The following is a 25,129-nucleotide window of genomic DNA, read 5'->3' as shown; positions in this document are numbered from 1 at the left end:
TGCGCTGATGCCATCGCAGGCAAGCCAGCTCCTACCTTATCCGGGGCTGCCCCATGCAATCCAGGGAGGTCAGTATCCACCATGAAAGACGCCACAATCGCATTGCACCACGGCTTCAAATCGGACCCGACCACCAAGGCGGTCGCCGTGCCGATCTACCAGAACGTCGCCTTCGAGTTCGATAACGCCCAGCATGGCGCCGATCTGTTCAACCTCGACGTACCCGGCAATATCTACACGCGGATCATGAACCCCACCAACGACGTGCTGGAACAGCGCATGGCTGCGCTGGAAGGCGGGATCGCGGCCCTGGCCGTGTCGGCGGGCAGCGCGGCCATTCACTATGCCATCCAGGCCCTGACCCGTGCCGGCGACAATATCGTCTCCACCCCACAGCTGTACGGCGGCACCTACACCCTGTTCGCCCACCTGCTGCCGAGCTTCGGCGTTGATGTGCGCTTCGCCCGCAATGACTCGGCCGAGGCCATCGCCGAGCTGATCGACGACAACACCAAGCTGGTGTACTGCGAGAGCATCGGCAACCCGGCAGGCAATATCGTCGACCTGCAGGCCCTGGCCGACGTCGCCCATGCCCGCGGCGTACCGCTGATGGTGGATAACACCGTCGCCACGCCGATCCTGTGCAAGCCGATCCAGTTTGGCGCGGATATCGTCGTGCATTCCCTGACCAAGTATGTCGGCGGCCACGGTAACTCCCTGGGCGGGGTGATTGTCGACAGCGGCACCTTCCCCTGGACCGACTACCCGCAGAAATTCCCCGGACTCAACCAACCCGAGCCGGCCTACCATGGCGTGGTGTACAGCGAGAAATTCGGCCCGGCAGCCTTTATTGCCCGTGCCCGCACCGTGCCGCTGCGCAACACCGGTGCCGCCCTGGCCCCGATGAACGCCTTCCTGCTGCTGCAAGGCCTGGAAACCCTGGCCTTGCGCATGGAGCGCCACACCGAGAACGCGTTGAAAGTCGCACAGTTCCTGCAGGCCCACGAGCAGGTGGAATGGGTCAGCTACGCCGGCCTGCCGGATCACCCGCACCATCACTTGGCGCAAAAGTACATGCAGGGCAAACCCTCGGCGATCCTGTCCTTCGGCCTGAAGGGCGGCTATGCCGCCGGGGTGCGCTTCTACGATGCGCTGCAGATCTTCAAGCGCCTGGTGAATATCGGCGACGCCAAGTCCCTGGCCTGCCACCCGGCGTCCACCACCCACCGGCAGATGAACGAGCAGGAGCAGGCCAAGGCCGGCGTACGTCCGGAGATGATCCGCCTGTCGGTGGGCATCGAGGCGATCGAGGACCTGCTTGATGACTTGCAGCAGTCACTGAACGCCTGACTCAACCCCGCTCGCCGGCCAGGTAGGCAATCAATGCCTGCTGCCCGGCGTAGGGTGGGCGCACAAAGTACGCGACCTTGTGCTGCAAGGTCGCTGGCGCGAAGGCGTCGTGCACGTCGGGATGCTCCTGGGCCAGCCATTGCAGCAGGTTATCCACCAGGGTCACGCTGGACTGTTCGCCAAGCTGCTTGAGTAGCGTGGGGGGCACCTCCCACCAGGGACTTTTCCTCGCCGCCCCCACTGCCGTGGCCGGCACTTCCTGAAGCTGGCCGTTGATCCAGTAGCGTCGAAATACCGCAAGCACCTCCCCCGCACCAGGCCCCAGCCCTTGCAGGATCGGCAGCAGGTAACCACCATCCCAGAAGCGGAAAAACACTTCCTGCCCCTCGGGCAAACGCACCTTGGTCAGGCTGGCGAGATGTTCGACCACCGTGGGCAGCGGGCTGGAGGAAATGGCCAACCAACCCCAATCGGTAGCCGCGCATTCGGCCACCCAGTCGAGAAACCCACTGCTCTCGCTGACCAATGCCACATAGGGCATCACCTCAGCCCAGGCGGCGTACTCGCTGCCGGCCCACACCGGGCTCAATGGCCCGCCATCTGCCTGGCGCCAGGCCGCCACCGGCTGACACTCACTGGTGCTGGCCAGGATGACAAACAGCTGCTCGCCGTCCTGCAGCGGCTCCTGGGCCAGCCACTCACGGGGGGGCATCATCGCAAGCCCCCCACTCGATGCTGCGGAGTGTCGCAGACGCCATTGTTGCAGCGCTCACACTCCTCACAGAACGGCGCACTGCGCTTGAAGCTGAACACCTGTGCGGCACTCAACGGTGCGGCCAACGCCGCCAGCAGGGTTTCCTGAACCCCTGGACGCAGGGGTGATGGCGCCGTGGCAGCCGACGGCGCACCGCCCAACTGGATCGGTGTGCTGCTGAAAATCCCCCCGGCCGACAATGTGATCCATTGCCCACCGGCCTGCAGCGTCAGGCTGGCGCCGCCATCGACCACCATTTGCTGGCCTGCGCCGAGGCTGATCTGCTCGCCCGCCTGCAACGAATAACGCGCCACTTGCACCTGTTGCTGCCCCGCGATCACCAGGTGATCGTCCTGCTTGAGTTCCGTCAGCCGGTTGCCGTGGGTAATCCGCTGCTCTTCGCCGTGCAACTCGTGGTGCGACTCGCCACTTACCTGCACATGCCGCTGGTGATCCACCTGCAGGCGCAGATCGTGGAGCACGTGCTGGGTCCAGTCGCGCTGGGCACGCAGGTAGATCTGCTCGGCGCCCTTGCGGTCTTCGATGCGCAGCTCGTTATAGCCACCACCCCCAGGGCTGCTCTGGCTGCGGAAGACGCTGCGAGTCTTGTCCGCCGGCAGGTCGAGGGGCACTGGCGTCGCGCCATTGGCCAGGCAGCCGACCACCAGCGGCATATCGACATCGCCGTTGACGAACCCCACCAGCACTTCCATGCCCACCCGCGGGATCACCACGCTGCCGTAGTGCTCGTGGGCCCAGGCGCTGGCAACCCGCAGCCAGCAGCTGGAGTGTTCGCTGTATTGGCCGTGGCGATCCCAGGCCAGTTGCACCTTGACCCGGCCAAACTCATCGCAATGGATTTCGCTGTCGACCGGCCCGGTGACCACGGCGTTCTGAAAGCCTGCAACCGGCGCCCTCGCCGCAGGCAACGGCGGGCGAAACGGCACGTCCCAGGGCGTGGCGAAGAACTCGTTGCGGTACCCCTGCTCATCCATCGCGCCGACGGACTCCTCCAGCACTTGCGGTTGCCGGCCCTGGTGGATCACCCGCGTCACCAGCCACAGGCCATTCCATGCCTGGCGCGGATGGTCGGCCAGTGTGAGGAACTGTCCGCTGACCAGCGCCGTCTGGTCGCCCTCGCCGCGGGCTTGCCGCTGGTCGCTGCGATGACGCTCCAGCGCCCGCTGCGCCAGGTGCTTGCCATGGGTACGGTCGGTAAAGTGCCCAGGGTAGCCCTGGGCCTCCAGCGGCGGTAGCTGCTCGCCGAGGGCGGCGCTTTCCAGCACCAGGCGCGGCTTGCGAAAATCATAGTCGCGCAGGTTGACCCCGGTAGTCCGCGCCTCCAGGCGCACCGTGAAACGCTTGATCACCGGCGCCGCCGCCACCATGCCCGAACCCGGCGCATAGCCCGTCGGCTGGTCTGCCTGGGCAAACACCGTCTGATCATCGCCGAACACCAGCAGATGCCCGTCCGGCCGGTGCTGAAAGTGATAGTGAATCCCCAGTTCGGCGCATAGCCGCTGGATAAATGCCAGGTCGGTTTCATCGAACTGCACGCAGTACTCGCGCTCGGGATAGGTCGCGCCCAGTCGCCACTCAAAGGCATCGCGCTGGATGCCCTGCCCCTCCAGCACCAGGCTGACAATCTGCGGCACCGTCTTGTGCTGGAAAATGCGTTGCCGGGCACTGTGTTGCAGATAGGCCAACTGCGGCACCAGGCTCAATTGATAATGGGTCAGGCGCCGGCCCGAGTCACCTTGCGCGACCCGCTGGATTTGCCCATGGATGCCATGGCCCTGGGCATCAAAGGCGAGAAAGGCCTGGCGGTGCAGGAGGTTTTCCAGATCCAGGTCCGGCTGTTCGCTGACCAACTCAAGATCGAAACGATAGGGCTGGCTGATAGCCTCCTCGCCCTTGAACGCCAGGACCTTGAGGTCACTGGGCTGGCCATCGACAGTCAGGCTAAACGCACTTTGATTGGCAGGAGCGAACATCCGGTGTTTCTCTGCAAGTGGAGGGCCTGGAATTCTGCACCAGCCATTTGCCGAGCTGCGTACGCTGCAGGCAATTCAGTTAATCCCTACAACGCAGGCTCCATCGTCACACCCAAAAAAAACGGCCCGACATCCAGGGATGCGGGCCGCTTTCAGTTCAGCAGGCCATCAAGGCCTGCATGAACGCCTCACTTGTTGAGGTTGTAGTCTTTCTCGGCAGCGGTGAAGCGCTCGACCATACCGGCAGTCGGGGCGCCCATCTTGCTCACGAAGTAGATCGCCAGGCTGGCGAACAGGAAGCCTGGGATGATTTCGTACAGACCCAGCAGCTCGAAGTGTTTCCACACGATCACGGTGATCGCGCCGACCAGGATACCGGCCAGTGCGCCGTTGCGGGTCATGCCTTTCCACAGGACCGAGATCAGGACCACAGGACCGAACGCGGCGCCGAAGCCGGCCCAGGCGTAGCTCACCAGGCCCAGTACGCGGTTTTCCGGGTTGGCAGCCATCGCAATGGCGATCAACGCAACCACCAGCACCATGATCCGGCCGACCCATACCAGCTCAAGCTGGGACGCGCCCTTGCGCAGGAACGCCTTGTAGAAGTCTTCGGTCAGGGCGCTGGAGCACACCAGCAACTGGCAGCTCAGGGTGCTCATCACGGCAGCCAGGATGGCCGACAGCAGCACGCCAGCAACCCAAGGGTTGAACAGCAGCTTGGCCAGTTCGATGAACACACGCTCTGGGTTTTCGGTCACGGGACCAGCGACTTCCGGGTGCGCCGAGAAGTAGGCAATACCGAAGAAGCCTACGGCCACGGTGCCGGCCAGGCACAGGATCATCCAGGTCATGGAGATACGACGTGCATTGGCAATCGACTTGACCGAATCCGCCGCCATGAAACGCGCGAGGATGTGCGGCTGGCCGAAGTAGCCCAGGCCCCAGCCCATCAGCGAGATGATGCCGATGAAGGTGGTGTTTTTCAGCATGTCGAAGCTGGTTGGATCCTTCGCTTCAATAGCCAGGAAGGTGGTATCGACACCGCCGGTGGCCAGCAGCACGATGATGGGCGTCAGGATCAACGCGAAGATCATCAGGGTGGCTTGTACGGTATCTGTCCAGCTTACTGCCAGGAAACCACCGATAAAGGTGTAGGCAATCGTCGCCGCAGCACCGGCCCACAGCGCCGTCTCGTAGGACATGCCGAAGGTGCTTTCGAACAGACGGGCACCGGCCACGATGCCGGAAGCGCAGTAGATGGTGAAGAACACCAGGATCACTACCGCCGAGATAATCCGCAGCAGGCCGCTCTTGTCTTCAAAACGGCTGGAGAAGTAGTCCGGCAGGGTCAGGGCGTCGCCGTTGTGTTCGGTCTGCACGCGCAGGCGACCTGCCACAAACAGCCAGTTCAGGTAAGCACCGACGATCAGGCCGATGGCGATCCAGCTTTCCGACAGGCCCGACATGTAGATGGCACCTGGCAGGCCCATCAACAACCAGCCGCTCATATCCGAAGCGCCAGCCGAGAGTGCGGTGACGACGCTGCCGAGGCTGCGACCACCGAGGATGTAATCGGAAAGGTTATTGGTGGAGCGATAGGCCATGAGACCAATCAGCACCATTGCCGCGATGTAGATCACAAATGTGATCAAGGTTGGATTACTTACGCTCATTGAGTTACGCCCTGGCTTTGTTTTTATGTAGCGGCGGTCTGTCAGGCCATCTACAACCGAGTAGTGTGTAGACGAAGCTGCGTGCCGCGCATTTATGACTGACGTTTCCCCAGGAAAGCCATCAGCCGATGAACCGAACCCTAGGGTTGGTTGCACCTTGGGCGTGAATGCTATTCAACAAAGCAAATAAGGTGCAACCAGTTTCGTGAGAATTAGTTGCACCCTGGCGCGTTTTTCGGCAAACGGCGGTTTTTTGCTCCTTTTCGGAGCAAGAACAGCCAAATCCAGAAGCAAATGCACCAATATTCAGCCGATTTGGTCGAGTGAAAATGATTTCTGACGAGCAGCGTGAATTTCATGAAGAAAATGGGTTGCACCCGGTTGCACCTCGTACGGCGCAAAGCTAATCTTGCCGCCAGCTGATGCCACACAGTAGTGGCACCCATGAGGATAAAAATATGGCTACGACCACCCTTGGGGTCAAACTCGATGACCCAACCCGCGAACGCCTCAAGGCCGCCGCGACCTCCATTGATCGCACGCCGCACTGGCTGATCAAGCAGGCAATTTTCAATTACCTGGAGAAACTCGAGGGTGGTGCAACCCTGACCGAGCTCAACGGTTCGGGCCTCAAGGACGCAGACGACGCGGGCGAGGTGCAGAACGACCACGCTCACCAGTGCTTCCTCGAATTTGCCGAAAGCATCCTGCCGCAATCGGTGCTGCGCGCCTCGATCACCGCCGCTTACCGCCGCCCCGAGCCGGAAGTGGTGCCGATGCTGATCGAGCAGGCTCGCCTGCCGGCCCAGATGGCCGAAGCCACCAACAAGCTGGCGGCCTCGATTGCCGAAAAACTGCGTAACCAGAAGAGCGCCGGCGGCCGTGCCGGTATCGTCCAGGGCCTGTTGCAGGAATTTTCCCTGTCGTCCCAGGAAGGCGTGGCCCTGATGTGCCTGGCCGAAGCGCTGCTGCGGATCCCCGACAAGGGCACCCGTGACGCGCTGATCCGCGACAAGATCAGCACCGGCAACTGGCAGCCGCACCTGGGCAACAGCCCATCGTTGTTCGTCAACGCCGCCACCTGGGGCCTGCTGCTGACCGGTAAACTGGTCGCCACCCACAATGAGGCCGGCCTGACCTCCTCCCTGAGCCGCATTATCGGCAAGAGCGGCGAGCCGATGATCCGCAAGGGCGTCGACATGGCCATGCGCCTGATGGGCGAGCAGTTCGTCACCGGCGAAACCATCGCCGAAGCCCTGGCCAATGCGAGCAAGTTCGAAGCCAAGGGCTTCCGCTACTCCTACGACATGCTCGGTGAAGCTGCACTGACCGAACACGACGCACAGAAGTACCTGGCCTCGTATGAACAAGCCATTCACTCCATCGGCAAAGCCTCTCACGGCCGTGGGATTTATGAAGGCCCGGGCATCTCCATCAAGCTGTCGGCCCTGCACCCGCGCTACAGCCGCGCCCAGTACGAGCGCGTGATGGACGAGCTGTACCCGCGCCTGCTGTCCCTGACGCTGCTGGCCAAGCAATACGACATCGGCCTGAACATCGACGCCGAAGAAGCCGACCGTCTGGAGCTGTCCCTGGACCTGCTCGAGCGCCTGTGCTTCGAGCCGCAACTGACCGGCTGGAACGGTATCGGTTTCGTGATCCAGGCTTACCAGAAGCGCTGCCCGTACGTGATCGACTACGTGATCGACCTGGCACGCCGCAGCCGTCACCGCCTGATGATCCGCCTGGTAAAAGGCGCGTACTGGGACAGCGAAATCAAGCGCGCCCAGGTCGAAGGCCTGGAAGGCTACCCGGTCTACACCCGCAAGGTGTACACCGACGTTTCCTACATCGCCTGCGCACGCAAGCTGCTGTCGGTACCGGAAGTCATCTACCCGCAGTTCGCCACGCACAACGCCCACACCCTGTCGGCCATCTACCACATCGCCGGCCAGAACTATTACCCCGGCCAGTACGAGTTCCAGTGCCTGCACGGCATGGGTGAACCGCTGTATGAACAAGTCGTAGGCAAAGTTTCCGAAGGCAAGCTGAACCGTCCATGCCGCGTGTACGCGCCGGTCGGCACCCACGAAACCCTGCTGGCCTACCTGGTGCGTCGCCTGCTGGAAAACGGCGCCAACACCTCGTTCGTCAACCGTATCGCCGACCAATCCATCTCGATCCAGGAGCTGGTGGCCGATCCAGTGGCCAGCATCGAGCAGATGGCGACGCTGGAAGGCGGCTTCGGCCTGCCGCACCCGCGTATCCCACTGCCACGCGACCTGTATGGCAGCGAGCGCGCCAACTCGGCCGGTATCGACCTGGCCAACGAACATCGCCTGGCGTCGCTGTCCTGCGCCTTGCTGGCCACCGCGCACAACAACTGGAAGGCCGCGCCGATGCTCGGTTGCGCGTCCAGCAATGAAGCCGCTGTGCCGGTGCTGAACCCGTCCGACCTGCGTGATGTGGTTGGTCACGTCCAGGAAGCCACGGTCGAAGACGTCGACAACGCTATCCAGTGCGCCCTGAATGCCGCACCGATCTGGCAGGCCACCCCGCCGGCCGAACGCGCCGCGATCCTCGAACGTGCCGCCGACTTGATGGAAGGCGAGATCCAGCCACTGATGGGCCTGCTGGCCCGTGAAGCCGGCAAGACCTTCGCCAACGCCATCGCCGAAGTGCGTGAAGCCGTGGACTTCCTGCGTTATTACGCGGTGCAGGCGCGTAACGATTTCACCAACGACGCCCACCGCCCACTGGGCCCGGTGGTGTGCATCAGCCCGTGGAACTTCCCGCTGGCGATCTTCAGCGGCCAAGTCGCCGCCGCACTAGCCGCCGGTAACCCGGTATTGGCCAAGCCGGCCGAACAGACCCCGCTGGTTGCCGCGCAAGCCGTGCGCCTGCTGCTCGAAGCTGGCATTCCGGAAGGCGTGCTGCAACTGCTGCCGGGCCAGGGCGAAAGCGTTGGTGCCCGCCTGGTGGGTGATGATCGCGTCAAAGGCGTGATGTTCACCGGCTCCACCGAAGTGGCGCGCCTGCTGCAACGCAATGTCGCCGGACGCCTGGATGCCCAGGGCCGCCCAATCCCGCTGATCGCCGAAACCGGTGGCCAGAACGCGATGATCGTCGACTCCTCGGCTCTGACCGAACAGGTGGTGATCGACGTCGTCTCCTCGGCCTTCGACAGTGCCGGCCAGCGTTGCTCGGCCCTGCGTGTACTGTGCCTGCAGGAAGATTCGGCAGACCGCGTCATCGAAATGCTCAAGGGTGCCATGGCCGAATGCCGTCTCGGCAACCCGGAGCGCCTGTCTGTGGATATCGGCCCGGTAATCGACGCCGAAGCCAAGGCGGGCATCGAGAAGCACATCCAGGCCATGCGCGACAAAGGCCGTACCGTGTACCAGGTGGCAATTACCGACAGCGAAGAAATCAAGCGCGGCACCTTCGTGATGCCAACCCTGATCGAGCTGGAAAGCTTCGACGAGTTGCAACGGGAGATCTTCGGCCCGGTCCTGCACGTGGTGCGCTACAAGCGTAAGGAAATCGACCAGTTGATCGGTCAGATCAATGCTTCTGGCTACGGTCTGACCCTGGGCGTGCACACCCGTATCGACGAGACCATCGCCAAGGTGATCGACAACGTCCATGCCGGTAACGTCTACGTTAACCGCAACATCGTCGGTGCCGTGGTCGGCGTGCAGCCATTCGGTGGCGAAGGCCTGTCGGGTACCGGCCCGAAAGCCGGTGGCCCGCTGTACCTGTACCGCCTGCTGTCGACCCGTCCTACCGATGCGATCGAGCAATCCTTCGTACGGGGCGATGCACTGGCCGCACCGGATGTGCGCCTGCGTGACGCCATGAGCCAACCGCTGAGCGCCCTGAAAACCTGGGCCGACGGCAACAAGTTCAGCGAACTGAGCGCCCTGTGCAGCCAGTTCGCCGCGCAATCGCAAAGCGGTATCACCCGCCTGCTGGCCGGCCCGACCGGCGAGCGCAACAGCTACGCCATCCTGCCCCGCGAGCACGTGCTGTGCCTGGCGGACGTAGAAGGCGATCTGCTGGCGCAACTGGCGGCCGTACTGGCTGTGGGTAGCTCGGCAGTGTGGCCGGAGTCTGACCTGACCAAGGCGCTGTTCCCACGGCTGCCCAAGGAAGTTCAGGCGAAGATCCAGCGTGTAGCCGATTGGACCAAGGACGAAGTGATCTTCGACGCCGTCCTGCACCACGGCGATTCCGACCAACTGCGTGGGGTTTGCCAGCAAGTGGCGCAGCGCAGCGGCGCGATTGTCGGGGTCAATGGCCTGTCCTCGGGCGAAACCAACATTGCGTTGGAGCGCCTGGTGATCGAGCGTGCGTTGAGCGTCAACACCGCTGCGGCGGGTGGTAACGCGAGCCTGATGACTATCGGCTAGTCACCACCGAGCACTCCCACGCTCTGCGTGGGAGTGCTGCCCAGGACACTCCGCGTCCGCGACGCAGAGCGTCGCAAGAGGCGTTCCCACGCAGAGCGTGGGAACGATCTTGTACATCCATCCTGCCTTTGTTTTGCTGCTCCATCACCCAGATCAATCTTGCTATCGCGCCTCTATTCGCGCACTTAGACTGCGGCCTATTCCCAAATAGGTAAGCCGCCATGTCCGAGACGCTCCTCAGTTCCCGCAATCTGGCTTTCGAGCTGTATGAAGTCCTCGATGCCGAGGGCCTGACCCAGCGCGAGCGGTTTGCCGAACACACTCGCGAAACCTTCGATGCCGCCATCGGCACCGCCCGCCACATCGCCGAAAAGTACTTCGCCCCCCACAACCGCAAGGGCGACGAGAACGAACCGCGCTACGAAGATGGCCAGGCGATCCTGATCCCGGAAGTGAAACCTGCCGTGGATGCCTTCCTCGAAGCCGGTTTTCTCAATGCAGCGCGCAGTTTTGAAGCCGGTGGCATGCAACTGCCGACGCTGCTGTCCCAGGCCTGTTTTGCGCACTTTCAGTCAGCCAATGCGGCTTCCACCTCGTACCCGTTCCTGACCATGGGCGCGGCCAACCTGATCGAAAGTTTTGGCACCGAGGAGCAGAAGCAACGCTTTCTGCAACCGATGATCGAGGGCCGCTTCTTCGGCACCATGGCCTTGACCGAACCCCATGCCGGCTCGTCGCTGTCGGATATCCGCACCCGCGCCGAGCCGGCGGCGGATGGCACCTACCGCCTCAAGGGCAACAAGATCTTTATCTCCGGTGGCGATCACCCGCTGTCGGAAAACATCGTGCACATGGTCTTGGCCAAACTGCCGGACGCCCCCGCCGGGGTGAAGGGCATTTCGCTGTTTATCGTGCCCAAGTTCCTGGTCAACGACGACGGCAGCCTGGGCCCGCGCAATGATGTGCTGCTGGCCGGGCTGTTCCACAAGATGGGCTGGCGTGGTACCACCTCCACCGCGCTGAACTTCGGCGATAACGGCGAGTGTGTCGGCTATCTGGTGGGCAAGCCGCACCAGGGTCTGGCCTGTATGTTCCAGATGATGAACGAGGCGCGGATTGGGGTCGGCATGGGTGCGGTGATGCTCGGTTACGCCGGTTACCTGTACTCCCTGGAATACGCCCGGGAACGCCCGCAAGGCCGCCTGCCCGACAGCAAAGACCCGAACACCGCGCCGGTGTCGATCATCCAGCACGCTGATATCAAGCGCATGTTGCTTACGCAAAAAGCCTATGTAGAAGGCGCCTTCGACCTGGGCCTATATGCCGCGCGCCTGTTCGATGACACGACCACCCTGGACAGCGAAACCGGGCGCAGGCAGGCCCATGAGTTGCTGGACCTGCTGACCCCGATCGTCAAATCCTGGCCTTCGGAGTTCTGCCTGAAGGCCAACGAGCTGGCGATCCAGATTCTCGGCGGCCACGGCTACACCCGCGAATACCCGGTGGAGCAGTACTACCGCGACAACCGCCTGAACCCGATCCACGAAGGCACCCACGGCATCCAGTCCCTGGACCTGCTGGGACGCAAGCTTGCGCAAAATGGCGGTTCGGGCCTGAAGCAGTTGATTCGCCTGATCGCCGAGACCGGCGCACGGGCCCAGCAATACCCGTCACTCACGGCCATGCGCGAACCGCTGGAGCAGTTGGTGGCGCGCCTGCAAAGCGTAACCCTGGGGCTGTTGACGGATCTCGCCCAGGGCAAGGTCAACAGCAGCCTGGCGAACTCGGCGCTGTACCTGAAAGTGTTTGGGCATACGGTGATTGGCTGGCGCTGGCTGGAACAGGCGATCCGCGCCGAAGAAGGGCTGGCCAGGGGCAATGCGGCAGATGTGGCCTTCTATAAAGGCAAGCTGCAAGCGGCCCGGTACTTCCTGACGTGGGAAGTACCGGGCTGCCATCATGAACTGTCGATCCTGCAGGCGCGGGACGATACGTGCCTGGCCATGCAGGATGAATGGTTCTGATCAGGGCTGGCCGATGGCCTTGGCAATCACATCGACCGTGGCGCTGACTTGCTCTTGGTAACGGTCGAGTTCCTGCTGGTGACGCTGCTGCATGTCGATCTGCTCGGCACATAGATTCAGCGCCGCCAGCACCAGCAGCTTGTCGCCGATCAGGGTCGGGTACTTCTGCTTGGTGGTTGCCAGGGACGCCTTGAGCAGGGTCACGGCCTTGAGCAGGGTGCTGTCTTCCCCATCCGGGGCCTTGATCGAGTAATCCTCACCGAGAATCGAAACGACCTTTATCCCTTCACTCATGCGCTGACAGGACCTGCGCTCACACGCTCAACCAACGCCTGGATACGGGCTGCGGTGGCGCCCTGCTTTTCTTCCTGTTCCATCAGGTTCAGTTGCAAGCTGTCGTTCTCATCCTTGGCGCGGGCCAGCTCGGCCTTGAGGGATTCGTTGGTGCCCAGCAGTGCTTGATTCTGCTGCACCAGGTCACTGACCAGTTGTTCCAGTTGGCTGAGGGATGTTTCTAACATTTTGAATTCTCGGGCTTTTTCAAAGGGCGGTGACGATAAAGAAAATTCACCGTGGAAGCCAGGGTTATCCTGGCGCGCAGCCCCGATTTCACGGGTCAGGCCACGCTGTGGAGCCTTAGTGACTGCATTTACGCCATCTGGTTCCTGAATCCATTCCAATCCGCGCAGGGTGCGACAAAAGCGCGCACCCCCTCAAGACTTTAGTCGTACGTCCGATAGGTCTTGCTTACCCCGCCTCAAAGCCGCACGGATCGCGCCTCTCCCAGGACCACTGCATGTCTCTTCGTAATATGAATATCGCGCCGCGCGCGTTTCTCGGCTTCGCGTGCATTGGTGCGCTGATGTTGTTTCTCGGTGTTTTTGCGCTGAATCAGATGGGCAAGATCCGTGGCGCGACCGAAGACATCACCCTCAGAAGTGTGCCGAGCATTCGCGCCCTCGACGACTTCACCCAACTGACCCTGCGCCTGCGTGTGTTGTCCTATCGACTGCTGACCAACCGCGAGCCCGAGGTTCAACAGAAAACCCTGGAAGCCTTTGAACTGCGCAACCAGCAGATCCGTGCCGCCCAGAGCGTGTATGAAAAGCTGATCGACAGCCGCGAGGAGCGCTCGGCCTACGACGATTATGTGCGCCTGCTGGGCCAGTACCGGCAGATCGAAGAGCGGATGAAGAGCCTGTCGCGCAACAATCAGATCGAAGAGCTGCGCACCTTGCTCAACACCGAACTGCTGAGCAACTCCGAGGCAGTCAACACGGTGCTGACGCGCCTGCTGGACATCAACAATTCGATGGCCAACGACAGCAACCAGAAAGCCGCCGAGCAATATGATTCGGCCTTCGGCCTGGTGGTCGCCCTGCTGGTACTGGCCACGGCGCTGACCATGCTATTTGCCTGGCTGCTGACCCGCAGCATCACCCTGCCCATCGCCCAGGCCCTGGACGCCGCCGAGAACATTGCCGAGGGTAACCTGACCCAGCCGATCAAGGTCGATGGCGATGACGAAGCCGGCCGCCTGTTGCGCGCGATGAATAAAATGCAGGAGAAATTGCGCGACACCCTGCAGCGCATTTCCGGCTCGGCCACCCAACTGGCCTCGGCTGCCGAAGAACTGAACGCCGTCACCGATGAAAGCGCCCGTGGCCTGACCCAACAGAACAACGAGATCGAGCAGGCGGCCACCGCCGTCAACGAGATGACCAGCGCCGTCGAAGAAGTGGCGCGCAATGCCGTCAGCACTTCCGAAGCCTCGAAAAACGCCACCGCCTCGGCCGGCGATGGCCGCGACCTGGTGCAGGAAACCGTCAGCGCGATTGAGCGCATGAGCGGCGATGTGCAGGGCACCGCCACGCTGATCGGCGCCCTGGCCGAAGAGTCGCGGGATATCGGCAAGGTATTGGATGTGATTCGCGGCCTGGCCGACCAGACCAACCTGCTGGCCCTGAACGCCGCCATCGAAGCCGCGCGTGCAGGGGAAGCCGGGCGTGGGTTTGCCGTGGTTGCCGATGAAGTACGGGCCCTGGCCCATCGGACCCAGCAATCGACCAGTGAAATCGAGCGGATGATCGGCAGTATCCAGGCCGGCACCGAACAGGCAGTGGATTCGATGCGCAACAGCACCGAACGCGCCGAATCGACGCTCAATATAGCCAAAGGCGCGGGGATGTCCCTGGATACCATCAATAGCGCAATTATCGAGATCAACGAGCGCAACCTGGTGATCGCCAGCGCCGCAGAAGAGCAGGCGCAGGTCGCGCGGGAAGTGGACCGCAACCTGGTGAACATCCGCGACTTGTCGGTGCAGTCGGCCACCGGCGCCAGCCAGACCAGTGCGGCGAGCAGTGAGTTGTCGCGCCTGGCGGTGGATTTGAATGGGATGGTGGGTAGATTCCGTCTCTAACAGACACTGCATCATAAATGTGTGAGCGGGCTTGCCTGCTCCCACATTGGTTCTGTGTAAACCTGAAAAGCTTTTTGACAGCGCAGCAATTCAACAGGTTAGAATCGCTGGCACGCAGACTGCATGGTCAGTCTGCGCCCGCCTTATTTTCGGAGTACTGCCTTTGAATGCGACGACCATCAACAGCCTGTTCTTGATCGGCGCGTTGCTGGTAAGTGCGAGCATTCTGGTGAGTTCTCTTTCGTCCCGCCTGGGGATCCCGATCCTGGTGATCATCCTGGCCGTGGGCATGCTGGCCGGCGTCGATGGCGGCGGGATCATTTTCGATAACTACCCAACCGCGTACCTGGTGGGCAACCTGGCATTGGCAGTGATCCTGCTCGATGGCGGCTTGCGGACCCGGGTCGCGAGTTTTCGCGTGGCACTGTGGCCAGCCCTGTCGCTGGCGACCGTGGGGGTGTTGATAACCACCGGCCTCACCGGTATGGCGGCGGCCTGGCTGTTCGACCTCAATATCATCCAGGGCCTGCTGATCGGCGCCATCGTCGGCTCCACCGATGCCGCCGCCGTGTTCTCGCTGCTGGGCGGCAAGGGCCTGAACGAACGGGTCAGTGCCAGCCTGGAAATCGAATCCGGCAGCAACGACCCGATGGCGGTGTTCCTCACCGTGACCCTGATCGACATGCTTGCCAGCGGCCAGACCGGCTTGCACTGGAGCCTGTTGACCCACCTGATCCGCGAGTTCGGCATCGGCGGCATTATCGGCCTGGGCGGCGGCTGGTTGATGCTGCAACTGGTCAACCGGATCAACCTGGCCAACGGTCTGTACCCGATCCTGGTGATCGCCGGCGGCCTGTTCGTCTTCGCCCTGACCAATGCCTTGCACGGCAGCGGCTTCCTCGCCGTGTACCTGTGCGGCCTGGTGATCGGCAACCGCCCGGTACGCAGCCGCCACGGCATCCTGCATATGCTCGACGGCATGGCCTGGCTGGCGCAGATCGGCATGTTCCTGGTGCTGGGCCTGCTGGTCACGCCCCATGACCTACTGCCCATCGCCCTGCCGGCCCTGGGCCTGGCGCTGTGGATGATCCTGTTTGCGCGGCCGCTGTCGGTGGCCGTCGGCCTGCTGCCGTTCAAGGCCTTCCATGGTCGCGAAAAAGTGTTTATCGCCTGGGTCGGCCTGCGCGGCGCGGTGCCGATCATTCTCGCGGTGTTCCCGTTGATGGCCGGCCTGCCCCACGCCCAGCTGTATTTCAACCTGGCGTTCTTTATCGTACTGGTGTCGTTGCTGGTGCAAGGCACCAGCCTGCCGTGGGTCGCCAAGCTCTTGAAAGTGACGGTCCCGCCCGAGCCTGCGCCGATTTCCCGGGCAGCCCTGGAAGTGCACGTCACCAGCGAGTGGGAGCTGTTCGTCTACCGCCTGGGTGCGGAGAAATGGTGCATCGGCGCGGCCCTGCGCGAGCTGAAAATGCCCGAAGGCACGCGGATCGCCGCGTTGTTTCGTGGCCAGCAACTGCTCCATCCGTCGGGTAGTACGGTGCTGGAAGCCGATGACCTGCTGTGCGTGATCGGCCATGAACACAACCTCGCCGCCCTCGGCAAGCTGTTCAGCCAGGCACCACAACGGGGCCTGGACCTGCGCTTCTTCGGCGACTTCGTGCTGGAAGGCGACGCCCAGCTGGGCGCGGTTTCGGCGCTGTACGGGCTCAAGCTCGACGGCATCGACCCGGACATGCCACTGAGCAGCTTTATTACCCAGAAAGTCGGTGGCGCGCCGATTGTCGGCGACCAGGTGGAGTGGAACAACACCATTTGGACGGTTGCCGTGATGGACGGGAACAAGATCGGCAAAGTCGGCGTCAGATTCCCCGAAGGAAGTCGCCCGGGGCCCGGACTCTTCCTCTAAACTGCGGGGCGACGGTGTGCCAGTGGCCATCAGCACGCCCCCTATTCTTCATCTTGTTCGATCGGTCTCTATGACATTCCTGCGCACTTTTTTAGCCACTGCCCTGCTGGGTCTGACCCTCTGCGTCAGCCCCGTATATGCCGCCGCCCCGCCAAGCATCGAGAGCGTGCAACAGACCCTGGACAAGCTGCCTGACCGCAAACTGCCCGACGCCGACATGAAGGCGCTGCAAAATGTGTTGCAGCAGACCCTGACCCTGCTGGGCAACAAGCAGGATTACGAGCAACGCCTGACTGACCTCAAGCGTCAGCTCGAAGGCGCGCCCCGCCAGACCACGGAAAACTCCCGTGAACTGGCCCGCCTCAAAAGCACCAAAGTGGTGCCTGTGGCCCAGCGCTACGCCAGCCTGCCGGTGCCGCAGCTCGAACAACTGCTGGTGCAGCGCAGCACCCAGCAGGGCGATCTGCAAAAGGAGTTGGCCGACGCCAACAGCCTGAGCATCGCCGCCCAGACCCGCCCCGAGCGCGCCCAGACCGAAATCAGCAACAGCCAGACGCGCATCCAGCAGATCAACGGCATCCTCAAGGCCGGCAAGGACAATGGCAAACCCCTCAACGGCGACCAGCGCAACCTGCTGAACGCCGAACTGGCGGCGCTCAATGCCTTGATCCCGCTGCGCCGCCAGGAGCTGGCGGGCAACAGCCAGCTGCAAGACCTGGGCAACAGCCAGCATGACTTGGCCGTGGAAAAAACCGCGCGCCTGGAGCAGGAAATCCAGGATCTGCAAACCCTGATCAACCAGAAACGCCTGGCCCAGTCCCAGGAAACCGTGACTCAGCAGTCCATCGAAGCGCAGAAGGCCGGCGGCAGCAGCCTGCTGACCACGGAAAGCGCGGCCAACCTGAAACTGTCCGACTACCTGCTCAGAAGCACCGACCGGCTCAACGAGCTGACCCAAGAGAACCTGAAAACCAAGCAGTTGCTGGACAACATGACCCAGAGCGATTCGGCCCTGGACGAGCAGATCAACGTGCTCAAGGGCAGCCTGCTGCTGTCGAAAATTCTCTATCAACAGAAACAGGCCTTGCCGCGCCTGAAGGTCGACCGGGACCTGGCGGACGATATCGCCAACATTCGCCTGTACCAGTTCGAGGTCAACCAGCAGCGCGAACTGATCAACTCGCCGAGTGCCTACGTCGATAACTTGCTGGCCAACCAGCCCGAAGACCAGGTCACCCCGCAATTGCGCCGCACCCTGCTGGAACTGGCCGTGACCCGCAGCGACCTGCTCGAGCGCCTGAGCCGGGAACTGAGCGCACTGCTCAACGAATCCATCACCCTGCAACTGAACCAGAAACAGCTGCTCAGCACCGCCGCCAGCCTGCGCGCGACCCTCGACGAACAGATGTTCTGGATCCCCAGCAACAAACCGCTGGACGTCGAATGGCTGGAAGCCGTGCCCACCCGCCTGGAAAAACAGGTCAACACCCTGCCCTGGGCCTCCAGCCTCAGCGAACTGTATGACGGCCTGACCCAGCGCCCGCTGCTGTTCTTGCCCCTCCTGCTGTTGATCGGCGCCCTGCTATGGCGACGTAACAACCTGTACGAGCGGCTGAAAAAAATCCATATGGATATCGGTCACTTCAAACGTGACAGCCAGTGGCACACCCCGATCGCCATTCTGGTGAATATCCTGCTGGCCTTGCCGGTGACCCTCGGCCTGGCGCTGTGTGGCTACGCCCTGCAAATCGATGCCCGTGGGCAGAACGCCAACCTGGGCATGGCCCTGGTACAAATCGCCCAGGCGTGGTTGGTGTTCTACACCGCCTATCGCATCCTGGCGCCAGGCGGTGTGGCCGAACTGCATTTCCGCTGGGAAAAACCCCAGGTCGAATTCCTCCAGGGCTGGATCCGCAAACTGGGGCTGGTGGTATTGGCGCTGGTGGCCGTGGTGTCCATCGCCGAACATCAGCCGGCGGCCCTGGCCAACGATGTGCTGGGGATCGCTGTGGTCCTGACCTGCTACGGGCTGATGGCCTGGCTGCTCAGTCGCCTGTTGCTCAATAGCCCGACCCATGAAAAGGCCTCGCTGTTTCGCAAGGTGGTCGGCGTGGCGTTTACCGCGCTGCCCATCGCGCTGTTTATTGCCGTGTGTTTTGGCTACTACTACACCGCGCTCAAACTCAGCGACCGCCTGATCAACACCCTGTACCTGCTGATGTTCTGGCTGGTGATCGAAGCCACCTTCGTCCGTGGCCTGGGTGTGGCCGCACGGCGCCTGGCCTACTCCCGGGCACTGGCCAAGCGCCAGGCGGCCAAGGAAGCCGGCGACGGCGAAGTGGTGATCGAGGAACCGACCCTGGATATCGAGCAGGTCAACGAGCAGTCCATGCGCCTGATTCGCCTGGCCTTGCTCGGCGGTTTTATCGCGGCGCTGTACTGGGTCTGGTCGGACCTGATCTCGGTGTTCTCCTACCTGGACAACATCACCCTCTACGAGTACACCAGCGGCACCGGCGCCAATATCAGCATGGTGCCCATCAGCATCGGCGACATGCTCGGGGCACTGATCATCATCGGCATCACCTTCGCCCTGGCGCGCAACCTGCCGGGCCTGCTGGAAGTGCTGGTGCTGTCCAAACTCGACCTGGCCCAGGGCAGTGCCTATGCCACCACCACCTTGCTGTCGTATGTGATTGCCGGTGTGGGCTTTGTGTCGACCCTGTCGACCCTCGGGGTCAGCTGGGACAAGTTGCAATGGCTGGTGGCCGCGCTGTCGGTGGGCCTGGGTTTCGGCATGCAGGAGATCTTCGCCAACTTTATCTCCGGCATCATGATCCTGTTCGAGCGCCCGGTGCGCATCGGCGACACCATTACCATCGGCAACCTGTCGGGGACGGTGAGCAAGATCCGCATCCGCGCCACCACCATCACCGACTTCGACCGCAAGGACATCATTGTCCCGAACAAAACCTTTATCACCGGGCAGTTGATCAACTGGTCGCTGACCGACACCGTCACCCGGGTGACCCTCAAGCTTGGCGTTGACTACGGCTCCGACCTGGACCTGGTGAAGGAATTGTTGCTCAAGGCCGCCAGGGATAACCCACGGGTACTGAAAGACCCGGAACCCCTTGTGTACTTCCTGAACTTCGGCGAAAGCACCCTAGACCACGAATTGCGCATGCATGTGCGCGATCTGGGCGACCGCAACCCGGTGATTGATGAGGTCAACCGCTTTATCAACCGTGAGTTCAAGAAGCAGAGCATCAACATTTCGTTCCGCCAGATGGAGGTTTACCTGAAAAACCTGCACGGCCAGGAATACAAGCTGGTGGAAATCGAACCCCTGAGCAAGCCGGCGAATGACGGCTCGCCACAACCCACACCACCGGCCAAACTCGACTAACCGCGCTATCCCCAGCAGAATGCTCGGACATTCTGCTGGAGATGGCCGGTGAAAGCCCTCGACGACCTGACCTTCGACAACCGCTTCGCCCGCCTGGGCGATGGTTTCTCAACCCACGTATTGCCCGAGCCCATCGACGAGCCACGGCTGGTGGTGGCGAGCAACGCCGCCATGGCCCTGCTGGACCTCGACCCGGCCGTGGCCGACACGCCGGTGTTCGCCGAACTGTTCGGCGGCCACAAGCTGTGGGCCGAGGCTGAACCGAGGGCGATGGTCTATTCCGGGCATCAGTTTGGCTCTTACAACCCGCAACTGGGGGACGGCCGCGGCTTGCTGCTGGGCGAGGTGTATAACGCGGCGGGCGAGCACTGGGACTTGCACCTCAAGGGCGCCGGGCAAACGCCTTACTCGCGCATGGGCGATGGCCGCGCGGTGCTGCGTTCGTCGATCCGCGAGTTTCTCGCCTCCGAAGCCTTGCACGCCCTGGGCATCCCCAGCAGCCGCGCCCTGTGCGTGATCGGCTCCGACACCCCGGTATGGCGCGAGAAGCAGGAACGCGCGGCCATGGTGCTGCGCCTGGCGCCGAGCCATATCCGCTTTGGGCACTTCGAATACTTCTACTACACCCAGAAAACCGAGCTGCACCAGCAACTGGCCGAGCACGTGCTGAAGCTGCACTTTGCCCAATGCCAGGAGCAACCCGAGCCCTACCTGGCAATGTTCCACGAGATCGTCGAGCGCAATGCCGAGCTGATCGCCAAGTGGCAGGCCTATGGGTTTTGCCATGGGGTGATGAACACCGACAATATGTCGATCCTGGGGATTACCTTCGACTTCGGGCCGTTTGCCTTCCTCGATGACTTCGACGCCCACTTCATCTGCAACCACTCCGATCACGAAGGCCGCTATTCCTTCAGCAACCAGGTGCCCATCGGCCAGTGGAACCTCAGCGCCCTGGCCCAGGCGCTGACGCCATACATCAGCGTTGAAGCCCTGCGCGAGACCCTGGGCCTGTACCTGCCGCTGTACCAGGCCCACTACCTGGACCTGATGCGCCGCCGCCTGGGCCTGACCACCGCCGAGGACGATGACCAGAAACTGGTGGAGCGCCTGCTGCAATTGATGCAGAACAGTGGCGTGGACTACACCTTGTTCTTCCGCCATCTGGGCGACGAATCCGCCGCACTGGCCGTGGCGCGCCTGCGCGATGACTTTGTCGACCGCGCGGGCTTCGATGCCTGGGCCGACGCGTACAAGGCCCGGGTTGAGCGCGACGGTACTGGCAGCGAGGCAGAACGCCGCGAGCGCATGCACGCGGTCAACCCGCTGTATATCCTGCGCAACTACCTGGCACAAAACGCCATCACCGCCGCCGAGTCAGGCGACTACAGTGAAGTGCGAAGACTGCATGAGGTGTTGAGCACGCCATTTGAAGAGCAGCCGGGAATGGAACAGTACGCTCAGCGGCCGCCCGACTGGGGCAAGCATTTGGAGATCAGTTGTTCGTCCTAGCCCTGCTCAATCAATACGCTCATTTCCGGTCATTCCTTCCACTTGCCGTTATCGCATCTTGCTATGAGCGTTAGTCCCGGGATCAAGTTATCGCAGTATGCGATAAGCGTTCAGCAGACCAGTGGCGGTATCTCATACCTGCGTAGGCCGCCTGGAGACACCGTCAAACATGTGCACAAGCAAAAATGTGAGCGCATGCGTCGCTACCGCCTAACCTTGATAATCTTAGCCCTGGCTCCAAATAGTGTTCATTGGCAACGTCAACGGAACCCCACCATGTCCGATTCTCTTGTAATCCCCTGCCCACACTGCAACGGCCTCAACCGCATCCCCCACGAACGCCTGGGCGATACCCCGAAGTGCGGGCGCTGCAAGCAGCCGGTGTTGCTGAGCAAACCGTTTGAATTGAACCAGGGTGACTATTCCAGCCAGATCAAGGGCGATTTACCGCTACTGGTGGACGTGTGGGCCGCGTGGTGCGGGCCGTGCAAGGCGTTTGCGCCGGTGTTTGAACAGGCCGCCGGGCAGTTGGCCGGCAAGTGCCGGCTGGCCAAGCTCGATAGCGAGGCCAACCAGCAGCTTTCGGCACAATTGGGGATTCGCTCGATTCCCAGCCTGATCCTGTTCAAGAACGGCCGGGAAGTAGCGCGCCAGAGCGGGGCGTTTCCGTTACCGCAACTGATGAGCTGGTTGCGTAGTCAAGGGGTGTAACCCCAGATGACAGTGGGTCAGTTGATGCCTCTGCAAGCTGGCACCCCCTGATCGCAGGCTAGCCAGCTCCCACATTTCAGATCAGGCGTTTTCCAGCAAGTTATGCAGCTCCACAAACTGCAGGGTCAGTTTGTGGCGCGGGTCCAGGTGGATCAGCGGTTTGCTTTCCTGATGGGACTCGCGCATGCGCACCGAGCTGGCCAGGTACACCGGCAGCACCGGCAGGCCTTCGGCAATCAACTCGTCCAGCATCTTCTGCGGCAGGCTCGCCCGGGCCTGGAACTGGTTGACCACGATGCCTTCCACTTCGAGGCCTTCGTTGTGGTCCTCCTTGAGTTCTTCGATTTCCGCCAGCAGGCCATACAGCGCCTGCCGTGAGAAGCTGTCGCAGTCGAAAGGGATCAATACACGATCAGCGGCGATCAGCGCCGAAACCGCATAGAAGTTCAGGGCCGGCGGCGTATCCAGGTAAATCCGGTCGTAATCCTCGGACAATTCATCCAACAGCTTTCGCAGCTTGTTGATCTTGTGCTTGGCCTCGAGCTTGGGCTGCAGGTCCGCCAGCTCTGCGGTGGCGGTGATGACATGCAGGTTGTCGAAGGGGGTTTCGTAGATATCCACCTGGTTTTTCTTCGAAAACGGCCCGGAAGACAGGGTCTGCTTGAAGAAGTCGGCAATACCCATGGGAATATCGTCGCCCGTCAGCCCCGTCAGGTACTGGGTCGAGTTGGCCTGGGCATCGAGGTCCACCAACAGGGTTCGATAGCCTTCACTGGCACTGACCGCCGCCAGGTTGCAGGCGATGCTGGATTTGCCAACGCCGCCTTTTTGATTGAACACCACGCGCCGCATGGAAAAACCTCCGTGTATCAATGAATGCCCGAGTGTAGAGGGCAAAAGCGCCCGCTCGCTACCTTGATCAAGCTTGTACTACAGCATCTGGGGATGGATCCCGCATAACTATCTCGTAACACGCCAACCAATACAGAGTTACCTGACACCAGACACCCGTAGCCATTGGCGGACAATCACTGATCCTTTTTCGCCGACTTTGTAATATCTCGTGAACAATTCTTTACCAAAGTTTGCTAGAACCCCACAGCACCGGGATAATGCGCGCCACTCGGCCATCGCGCCATGTCCCGTCGTGGCGGGGCAATTTGCAGCACAAGGAAGCCCGCAGGGGCGGGAAATCTTCTCAGTGATCAACTTCAACATCGCCCAATGGCGTGCCTGGGCCCCTGGGCTCGACAGCGAGGATGCCTGGCGCGACTGGTGCCAGGCCAAGGTGTTGCTCGCCCAAAGCGATGCCGCGCCCGATGTGTCGTTCCTGCCGGCCATGCAGCGCCGGCGCCTGAGCCGCCTGGCGCGGATGGCCTTCAGCGTCGGCTGGCCATTGGCCGAAGGTTTGCACGATCTGCCGCTGGTGTTTGTTTCACGTCACGGCGAAACCCCGCGCACCCTGGATATTCTCAGCGACCTGGCCAATGACCAGCCCCTGTCGCCCACCCAGTTCAGCCTGTCGGTGCACAACGCGGTAATTGGCCTGTGGTCGATCCTGCGCAATGAAACCAGCGAAATGACTGCCCTGGCAGCCGCGGGCGACGGCCTGGAGCACGGCATGCTCGAGGCCGCCGCCCTGCTCAACGAAGGCGCGCCAGCGGTATTGCTGGTGATTACCGAAGAGCAGCCACCTCCAGCCTACGCACGCTGGATCGACGACGTGCCGTTCCCCTACGCCCTGGGCCTGCTGCTGACCCCAGGCGACGAATGGCAACTGGCGCTGCACACCGCGACTGTCCAACCTGCCAAGACCCAGTGGCCCCACGCCCTGAACCTGCTGTGCGCCCTGCTTACCGAGCAGGGTGCCTGCCAACATGCCTGGAAGAACCGAGTATGGAACTGGCAACGCAAACCCTGACCGACAAGCCCCGGGACGCCTATTACTGGCGCCTGTTCGCCACGGCGGCCAGCTTCGTGCTGTTCGGCCTGGGCGGCCTGTGCCTGCGCCTGCTGGTGTTTCCCCTGCTCAGTTGCCTGCCGGGGGATGCGCAGCAGCATCAGCGACGTGCGCGCCTGACCATCGGCCGCCTGTTCTGGTTCTTTATCAACATGATGTACCGCGCCGGCATTCTCACCTACAGCGTCGAGGGTGCCGAAAAACTCGGGCGCCCCGGGCAGATGATCATCGCCAACCACCCGTCGCTGATTGACGTCGTCGTGTTGATCGGCCTGGTGCGCGATGCCAATTGCGTGGTCAAGCAAAGCCTGTGGCATAACCCTTTCACCCGTGGCCCGGTGAGCGATGCCGGCTATATCAGCAATGACGGCAGCATCGACATGCTGGATGCCGCCGCAGGCGCCCTGAGGGGCGGCCAGACCCTGATTATCTTTCCCGAAGGCACCCGCACCGTACCGGGCAAAGCCCCGGCCTTTCATCGCGGGGCCGCCGCCATCGCCCTGCGCGGTGCGACAATCATCACCCCCGTGGTGCTCAAGGTCAGCCCGACCACGCTGACCAAGGCCGAGCCCTGGTATCGCATCCCCCACCGCCGCTTTCACTTCAGTTTGCAGGTGGGTGCCGATATAGACCCACAGGTGTTTGCCTCACAAGGGCCAGCGCCTCAGGCCTCACGCAAGCTCAACGATTACCTGCATCACTATTTCATTAAGGAGCTCGCCGAAGATGAGCAACCCAAACAGCCTTGAGCACGAAATCAAAACCCTGATCATCGAGGCCCTGGGCCTGGAAGATATCGACGCCTGCGACATTGGCAGCGAGCAAACCCTGTTCGGCGAAGGCCTGGGCCTGGATTCGGTAGACGCCCTGGAACTGGGCCTGGCGATCCAGAAAAAGTACGGCATCAAGATCGACGCCGACGCCAAGGACACCCGCAATCACTTTATCAACGTGGCCAGCCTCGCGGCGTTCGTCACGGCCAGACAGGCAGCTTGAGACCCA

Annotated in this window: 17 protein-coding genes; 11 read left to right on the top strand and 6 right to left on the bottom strand. The window is 62.1% G+C overall.

Annotation, left to right across the window (positions count from 1 at the left end):
• Window positions 1–81: 81 nt before the first annotated feature.
• A complete protein-coding gene (locus PSFL_RS17965) occupies window positions 82–1,350 on the top strand; it encodes an O-acetylhomoserine aminocarboxypropyltransferase/cysteine synthase family protein (RefSeq protein WP_057437305.1) in 1,269 nt (422 codons plus the stop codon).
• Window position 1,351: 1 nt separating this feature from the next.
• Here the strand turns inward: PSFL_RS17965 and PSFL_RS17960 are convergent, their stop codons facing one another.
• The 3 genes from PSFL_RS17960 to putP all read right to left on the bottom strand — a co-directional run bounded on the left by PSFL_RS17960 (window position 1,352) and on the right by putP (window position 5,771).
• Window positions 1,352–2,065, bottom strand: a complete 714-nt coding sequence (locus tag PSFL_RS17960; protein ID WP_397470339.1) for a DUF4123 domain-containing protein — start codon at window positions 2,063–2,065, stop codon at window positions 1,352–1,354.
• Entirely contained in the window at window positions 2,062–4,098 is a 2,037-nt protein-coding gene (locus tag PSFL_RS17955) for a type VI secretion system tip protein VgrG (protein WP_397470338.1), read from the bottom strand. Before PSFL_RS17955 ends, PSFL_RS17960 begins: the two co-directional genes overlap by 4 nt.
• 188 nt (window positions 4,099–4,286) lie before the next feature.
• A complete protein-coding gene (gene putP / locus PSFL_RS17950; RefSeq protein ID WP_115127223.1) occupies window positions 4,287–5,771 on the bottom strand; it encodes a sodium/proline symporter PutP in 1,485 nt (494 codons plus the stop codon).
• Window positions 5,772–6,229: 458 nt separating this feature from the next.
• Here putP and putA point away from each other — a divergent pair, with 458 nt between their 5' ends.
• Together putA and PSFL_RS17940 are read left to right on the top strand one after the other, a co-directional pair.
• The gene (gene putA / locus PSFL_RS17945; RefSeq protein WP_115127222.1) at window positions 6,230–10,183 is read left to right on the top strand and encodes a trifunctional transcriptional regulator/proline dehydrogenase/L-glutamate gamma-semialdehyde dehydrogenase; all 3,954 of its coding nucleotides are present in this window, start codon (window positions 6,230–6,232) and stop codon (window positions 10,181–10,183) included.
• Window positions 10,184–10,404: 221 nt separating this feature from the next.
• Window positions 10,405–12,207: an acyl-CoA dehydrogenase gene (locus PSFL_RS17940; protein WP_169959907.1), complete on the top strand. Its 1,803-nt coding sequence runs from the start codon at window positions 10,405–10,407 to the stop codon at window positions 12,205–12,207.
• Here PSFL_RS17940 and PSFL_RS17935 read toward each other — a convergent pair whose 3' ends face one another.
• Both PSFL_RS17935 and PSFL_RS17930 read right to left on the bottom strand, forming a co-directional pair.
• Window positions 12,208–12,501 carry a cell division protein ZapA gene (locus PSFL_RS17935; protein ID WP_057437293.1) on the bottom strand — a complete coding sequence of 98 codons (294 nt, stop codon included), beginning with the start codon at window positions 12,499–12,501 and terminating at the stop codon, window positions 12,208–12,210.
• A complete protein-coding gene (locus PSFL_RS17930; protein WP_029299225.1) occupies window positions 12,498–12,728 on the bottom strand; it encodes a hypothetical protein in 231 nt (76 codons plus the stop codon). The genes PSFL_RS17935 and PSFL_RS17930 overlap by 4 nt, the downstream gene beginning before the upstream one ends.
• A 275-nt stretch (window positions 12,729–13,003) precedes the next feature.
• Between PSFL_RS17930 and PSFL_RS17925 the strand changes: the two genes are divergently transcribed.
• The 5 genes from PSFL_RS17925 (at window position 13,004) to trxC (ending at window position 22,167) form a co-directional block, all read left to right on the top strand.
• Entirely contained in the window at window positions 13,004–14,629 is a 1,626-nt protein-coding gene (locus PSFL_RS17925) for a methyl-accepting chemotaxis protein (RefSeq protein WP_057437287.1), read from the top strand.
• A 163-nt stretch (window positions 14,630–14,792) separates the two neighbouring features.
• Window positions 14,793–16,535 (top strand): potassium/proton antiporter, encoded by a 1,743-nt coding sequence (locus PSFL_RS17920; protein ID WP_115127220.1) that lies wholly within the window; start codon window positions 14,793–14,795, stop codon window positions 16,533–16,535.
• 70 nt (window positions 16,536–16,605) lie between these two features.
• Window positions 16,606–19,944, top strand: coding sequence for a mechanosensitive channel MscK (gene mscK / locus PSFL_RS17915; protein ID WP_057437285.1), 3,339 nt, complete (start codon window positions 16,606–16,608; stop codon window positions 19,942–19,944).
• 48 nt (window positions 19,945–19,992) lie between these two features.
• The gene (selO, locus tag PSFL_RS17910; protein ID WP_397470337.1) at window positions 19,993–21,456 is read left to right on the top strand and encodes a protein adenylyltransferase SelO; all 1,464 of its coding nucleotides are present in this window, start codon (window positions 19,993–19,995) and stop codon (window positions 21,454–21,456) included.
• Between the two features lie 276 nt (window positions 21,457–21,732).
• Entirely contained in the window at window positions 21,733–22,167 is a 435-nt protein-coding gene (gene trxC / locus PSFL_RS17905) for a thioredoxin TrxC (RefSeq protein ID WP_057437277.1), read from the top strand.
• 81 nt (window positions 22,168–22,248) lie between these two features.
• Here the strand turns inward: trxC and PSFL_RS17900 are convergent, their stop codons facing one another.
• Complete coding sequence (locus PSFL_RS17900; protein WP_057958100.1) at window positions 22,249–23,019, bottom strand: ParA family protein; 771 nt, start codon at window positions 23,017–23,019, stop codon at window positions 22,249–22,251.
• 349 nt (window positions 23,020–23,368) lie between these two features.
• Between PSFL_RS17900 and PSFL_RS17895 the strand changes: the two genes are divergently transcribed.
• From PSFL_RS17895 to PSFL_RS17885, 3 genes are read left to right on the top strand one after another with little or no spacing between them, the layout of a single operon-like run.
• Window positions 23,369–24,088, top strand: coding sequence for a beta-ketoacyl synthase chain length factor (locus tag PSFL_RS17895; RefSeq protein ID WP_397470336.1), 720 nt, complete (start codon window positions 23,369–23,371; stop codon window positions 24,086–24,088).
• Window positions 24,064–24,876, top strand: coding sequence for a 1-acyl-sn-glycerol-3-phosphate acyltransferase (locus PSFL_RS17890; protein WP_057437274.1), 813 nt, complete (start codon window positions 24,064–24,066; stop codon window positions 24,874–24,876). The genes PSFL_RS17895 and PSFL_RS17890 overlap by 25 nt, the downstream gene beginning before the upstream one ends.
• On the top strand, window positions 24,854–25,123 hold the full coding sequence (locus tag PSFL_RS17885) for a phosphopantetheine-binding protein (protein ID WP_032862152.1): 270 nt from the start codon (window positions 24,854–24,856) through the stop codon (window positions 25,121–25,123). Before PSFL_RS17890 ends, PSFL_RS17885 begins: the two co-directional genes overlap by 23 nt.
• The last annotated feature ends 6 nt before the right edge of the window (window positions 25,124–25,129 follow it).

Origin of the sequence: Pseudomonas sp. DD1 (genome assembly GCF_044510355.1) — a bacterium.
GTDB classification, from domain to species: Bacteria; Pseudomonadota; Gammaproteobacteria; order Pseudomonadales; family Pseudomonadaceae; genus Aquipseudomonas; species Aquipseudomonas shahriarae.
Note: the sequence above shows the minus strand (reverse complement) of the source record. Positions and strands in the feature narration are given on the sequence as shown.

What these genes read in the sequence shown, in the direction of transcription:
- PSFL_RS17925 (WP_057437287.1), top strand. Translation starts at nt 13,004, where the DNA reads ATGTCTCTTCGTAATATGAATATCGCGCCGCGCGCGTTTCTCGGCTTC.
- PSFL_RS17935 (WP_057437293.1), bottom strand. Translation starts at nt 12,501, where the DNA reads ATGAGTGAAGGGATAAAGGTCGTTTCGATTCTCGGTGAGGATTACTCG.
- putP (WP_115127223.1), bottom strand. Translation starts at nt 5,771, where the DNA reads ATGAGCGTAAGTAATCCAACCTTGATCACATTTGTGATCTACATCGCG.
- PSFL_RS17900 (WP_057958100.1), bottom strand. Translation starts at nt 23,019, where the DNA reads ATGCGGCGCGTGGTGTTCAATCAAAAAGGCGGCGTTGGCAAATCCAGC.
- putA (WP_115127222.1), top strand. Translation starts at nt 6,230, where the DNA reads ATGGCTACGACCACCCTTGGGGTCAAACTCGATGACCCAACCCGCGAA.
- PSFL_RS17890 (WP_057437274.1), top strand. Translation starts at nt 24,064, where the DNA reads ATGGAACTGGCAACGCAAACCCTGACCGACAAGCCCCGGGACGCCTAT.
- trxC (WP_057437277.1), top strand. Translation starts at nt 21,733, where the DNA reads ATGTCCGATTCTCTTGTAATCCCCTGCCCACACTGCAACGGCCTCAAC.
- PSFL_RS17965 (WP_057437305.1), top strand. Translation starts at nt 82, where the DNA reads ATGAAAGACGCCACAATCGCATTGCACCACGGCTTCAAATCGGACCCG.
- PSFL_RS17885 (WP_032862152.1), top strand. Translation starts at nt 24,854, where the DNA reads ATGAGCAACCCAAACAGCCTTGAGCACGAAATCAAAACCCTGATCATC.
- mscK (WP_057437285.1), top strand. Translation starts at nt 16,606, where the DNA reads ATGACATTCCTGCGCACTTTTTTAGCCACTGCCCTGCTGGGTCTGACC.
- PSFL_RS17960 (WP_397470339.1), bottom strand. Translation starts at nt 2,065, where the DNA reads ATGATGCCCCCCCGTGAGTGGCTGGCCCAGGAGCCGCTGCAGGACGGC.
- PSFL_RS17930 (WP_029299225.1), bottom strand. Translation starts at nt 12,728, where the DNA reads ATGTTAGAAACATCCCTCAGCCAACTGGAACAACTGGTCAGTGACCTG.
- PSFL_RS17940 (WP_169959907.1), top strand. Translation starts at nt 10,405, where the DNA reads ATGTCCGAGACGCTCCTCAGTTCCCGCAATCTGGCTTTCGAGCTGTAT.
- PSFL_RS17955 (WP_397470338.1), bottom strand. Translation starts at nt 4,098, where the DNA reads ATGTTCGCTCCTGCCAATCAAAGTGCGTTTAGCCTGACTGTCGATGGC.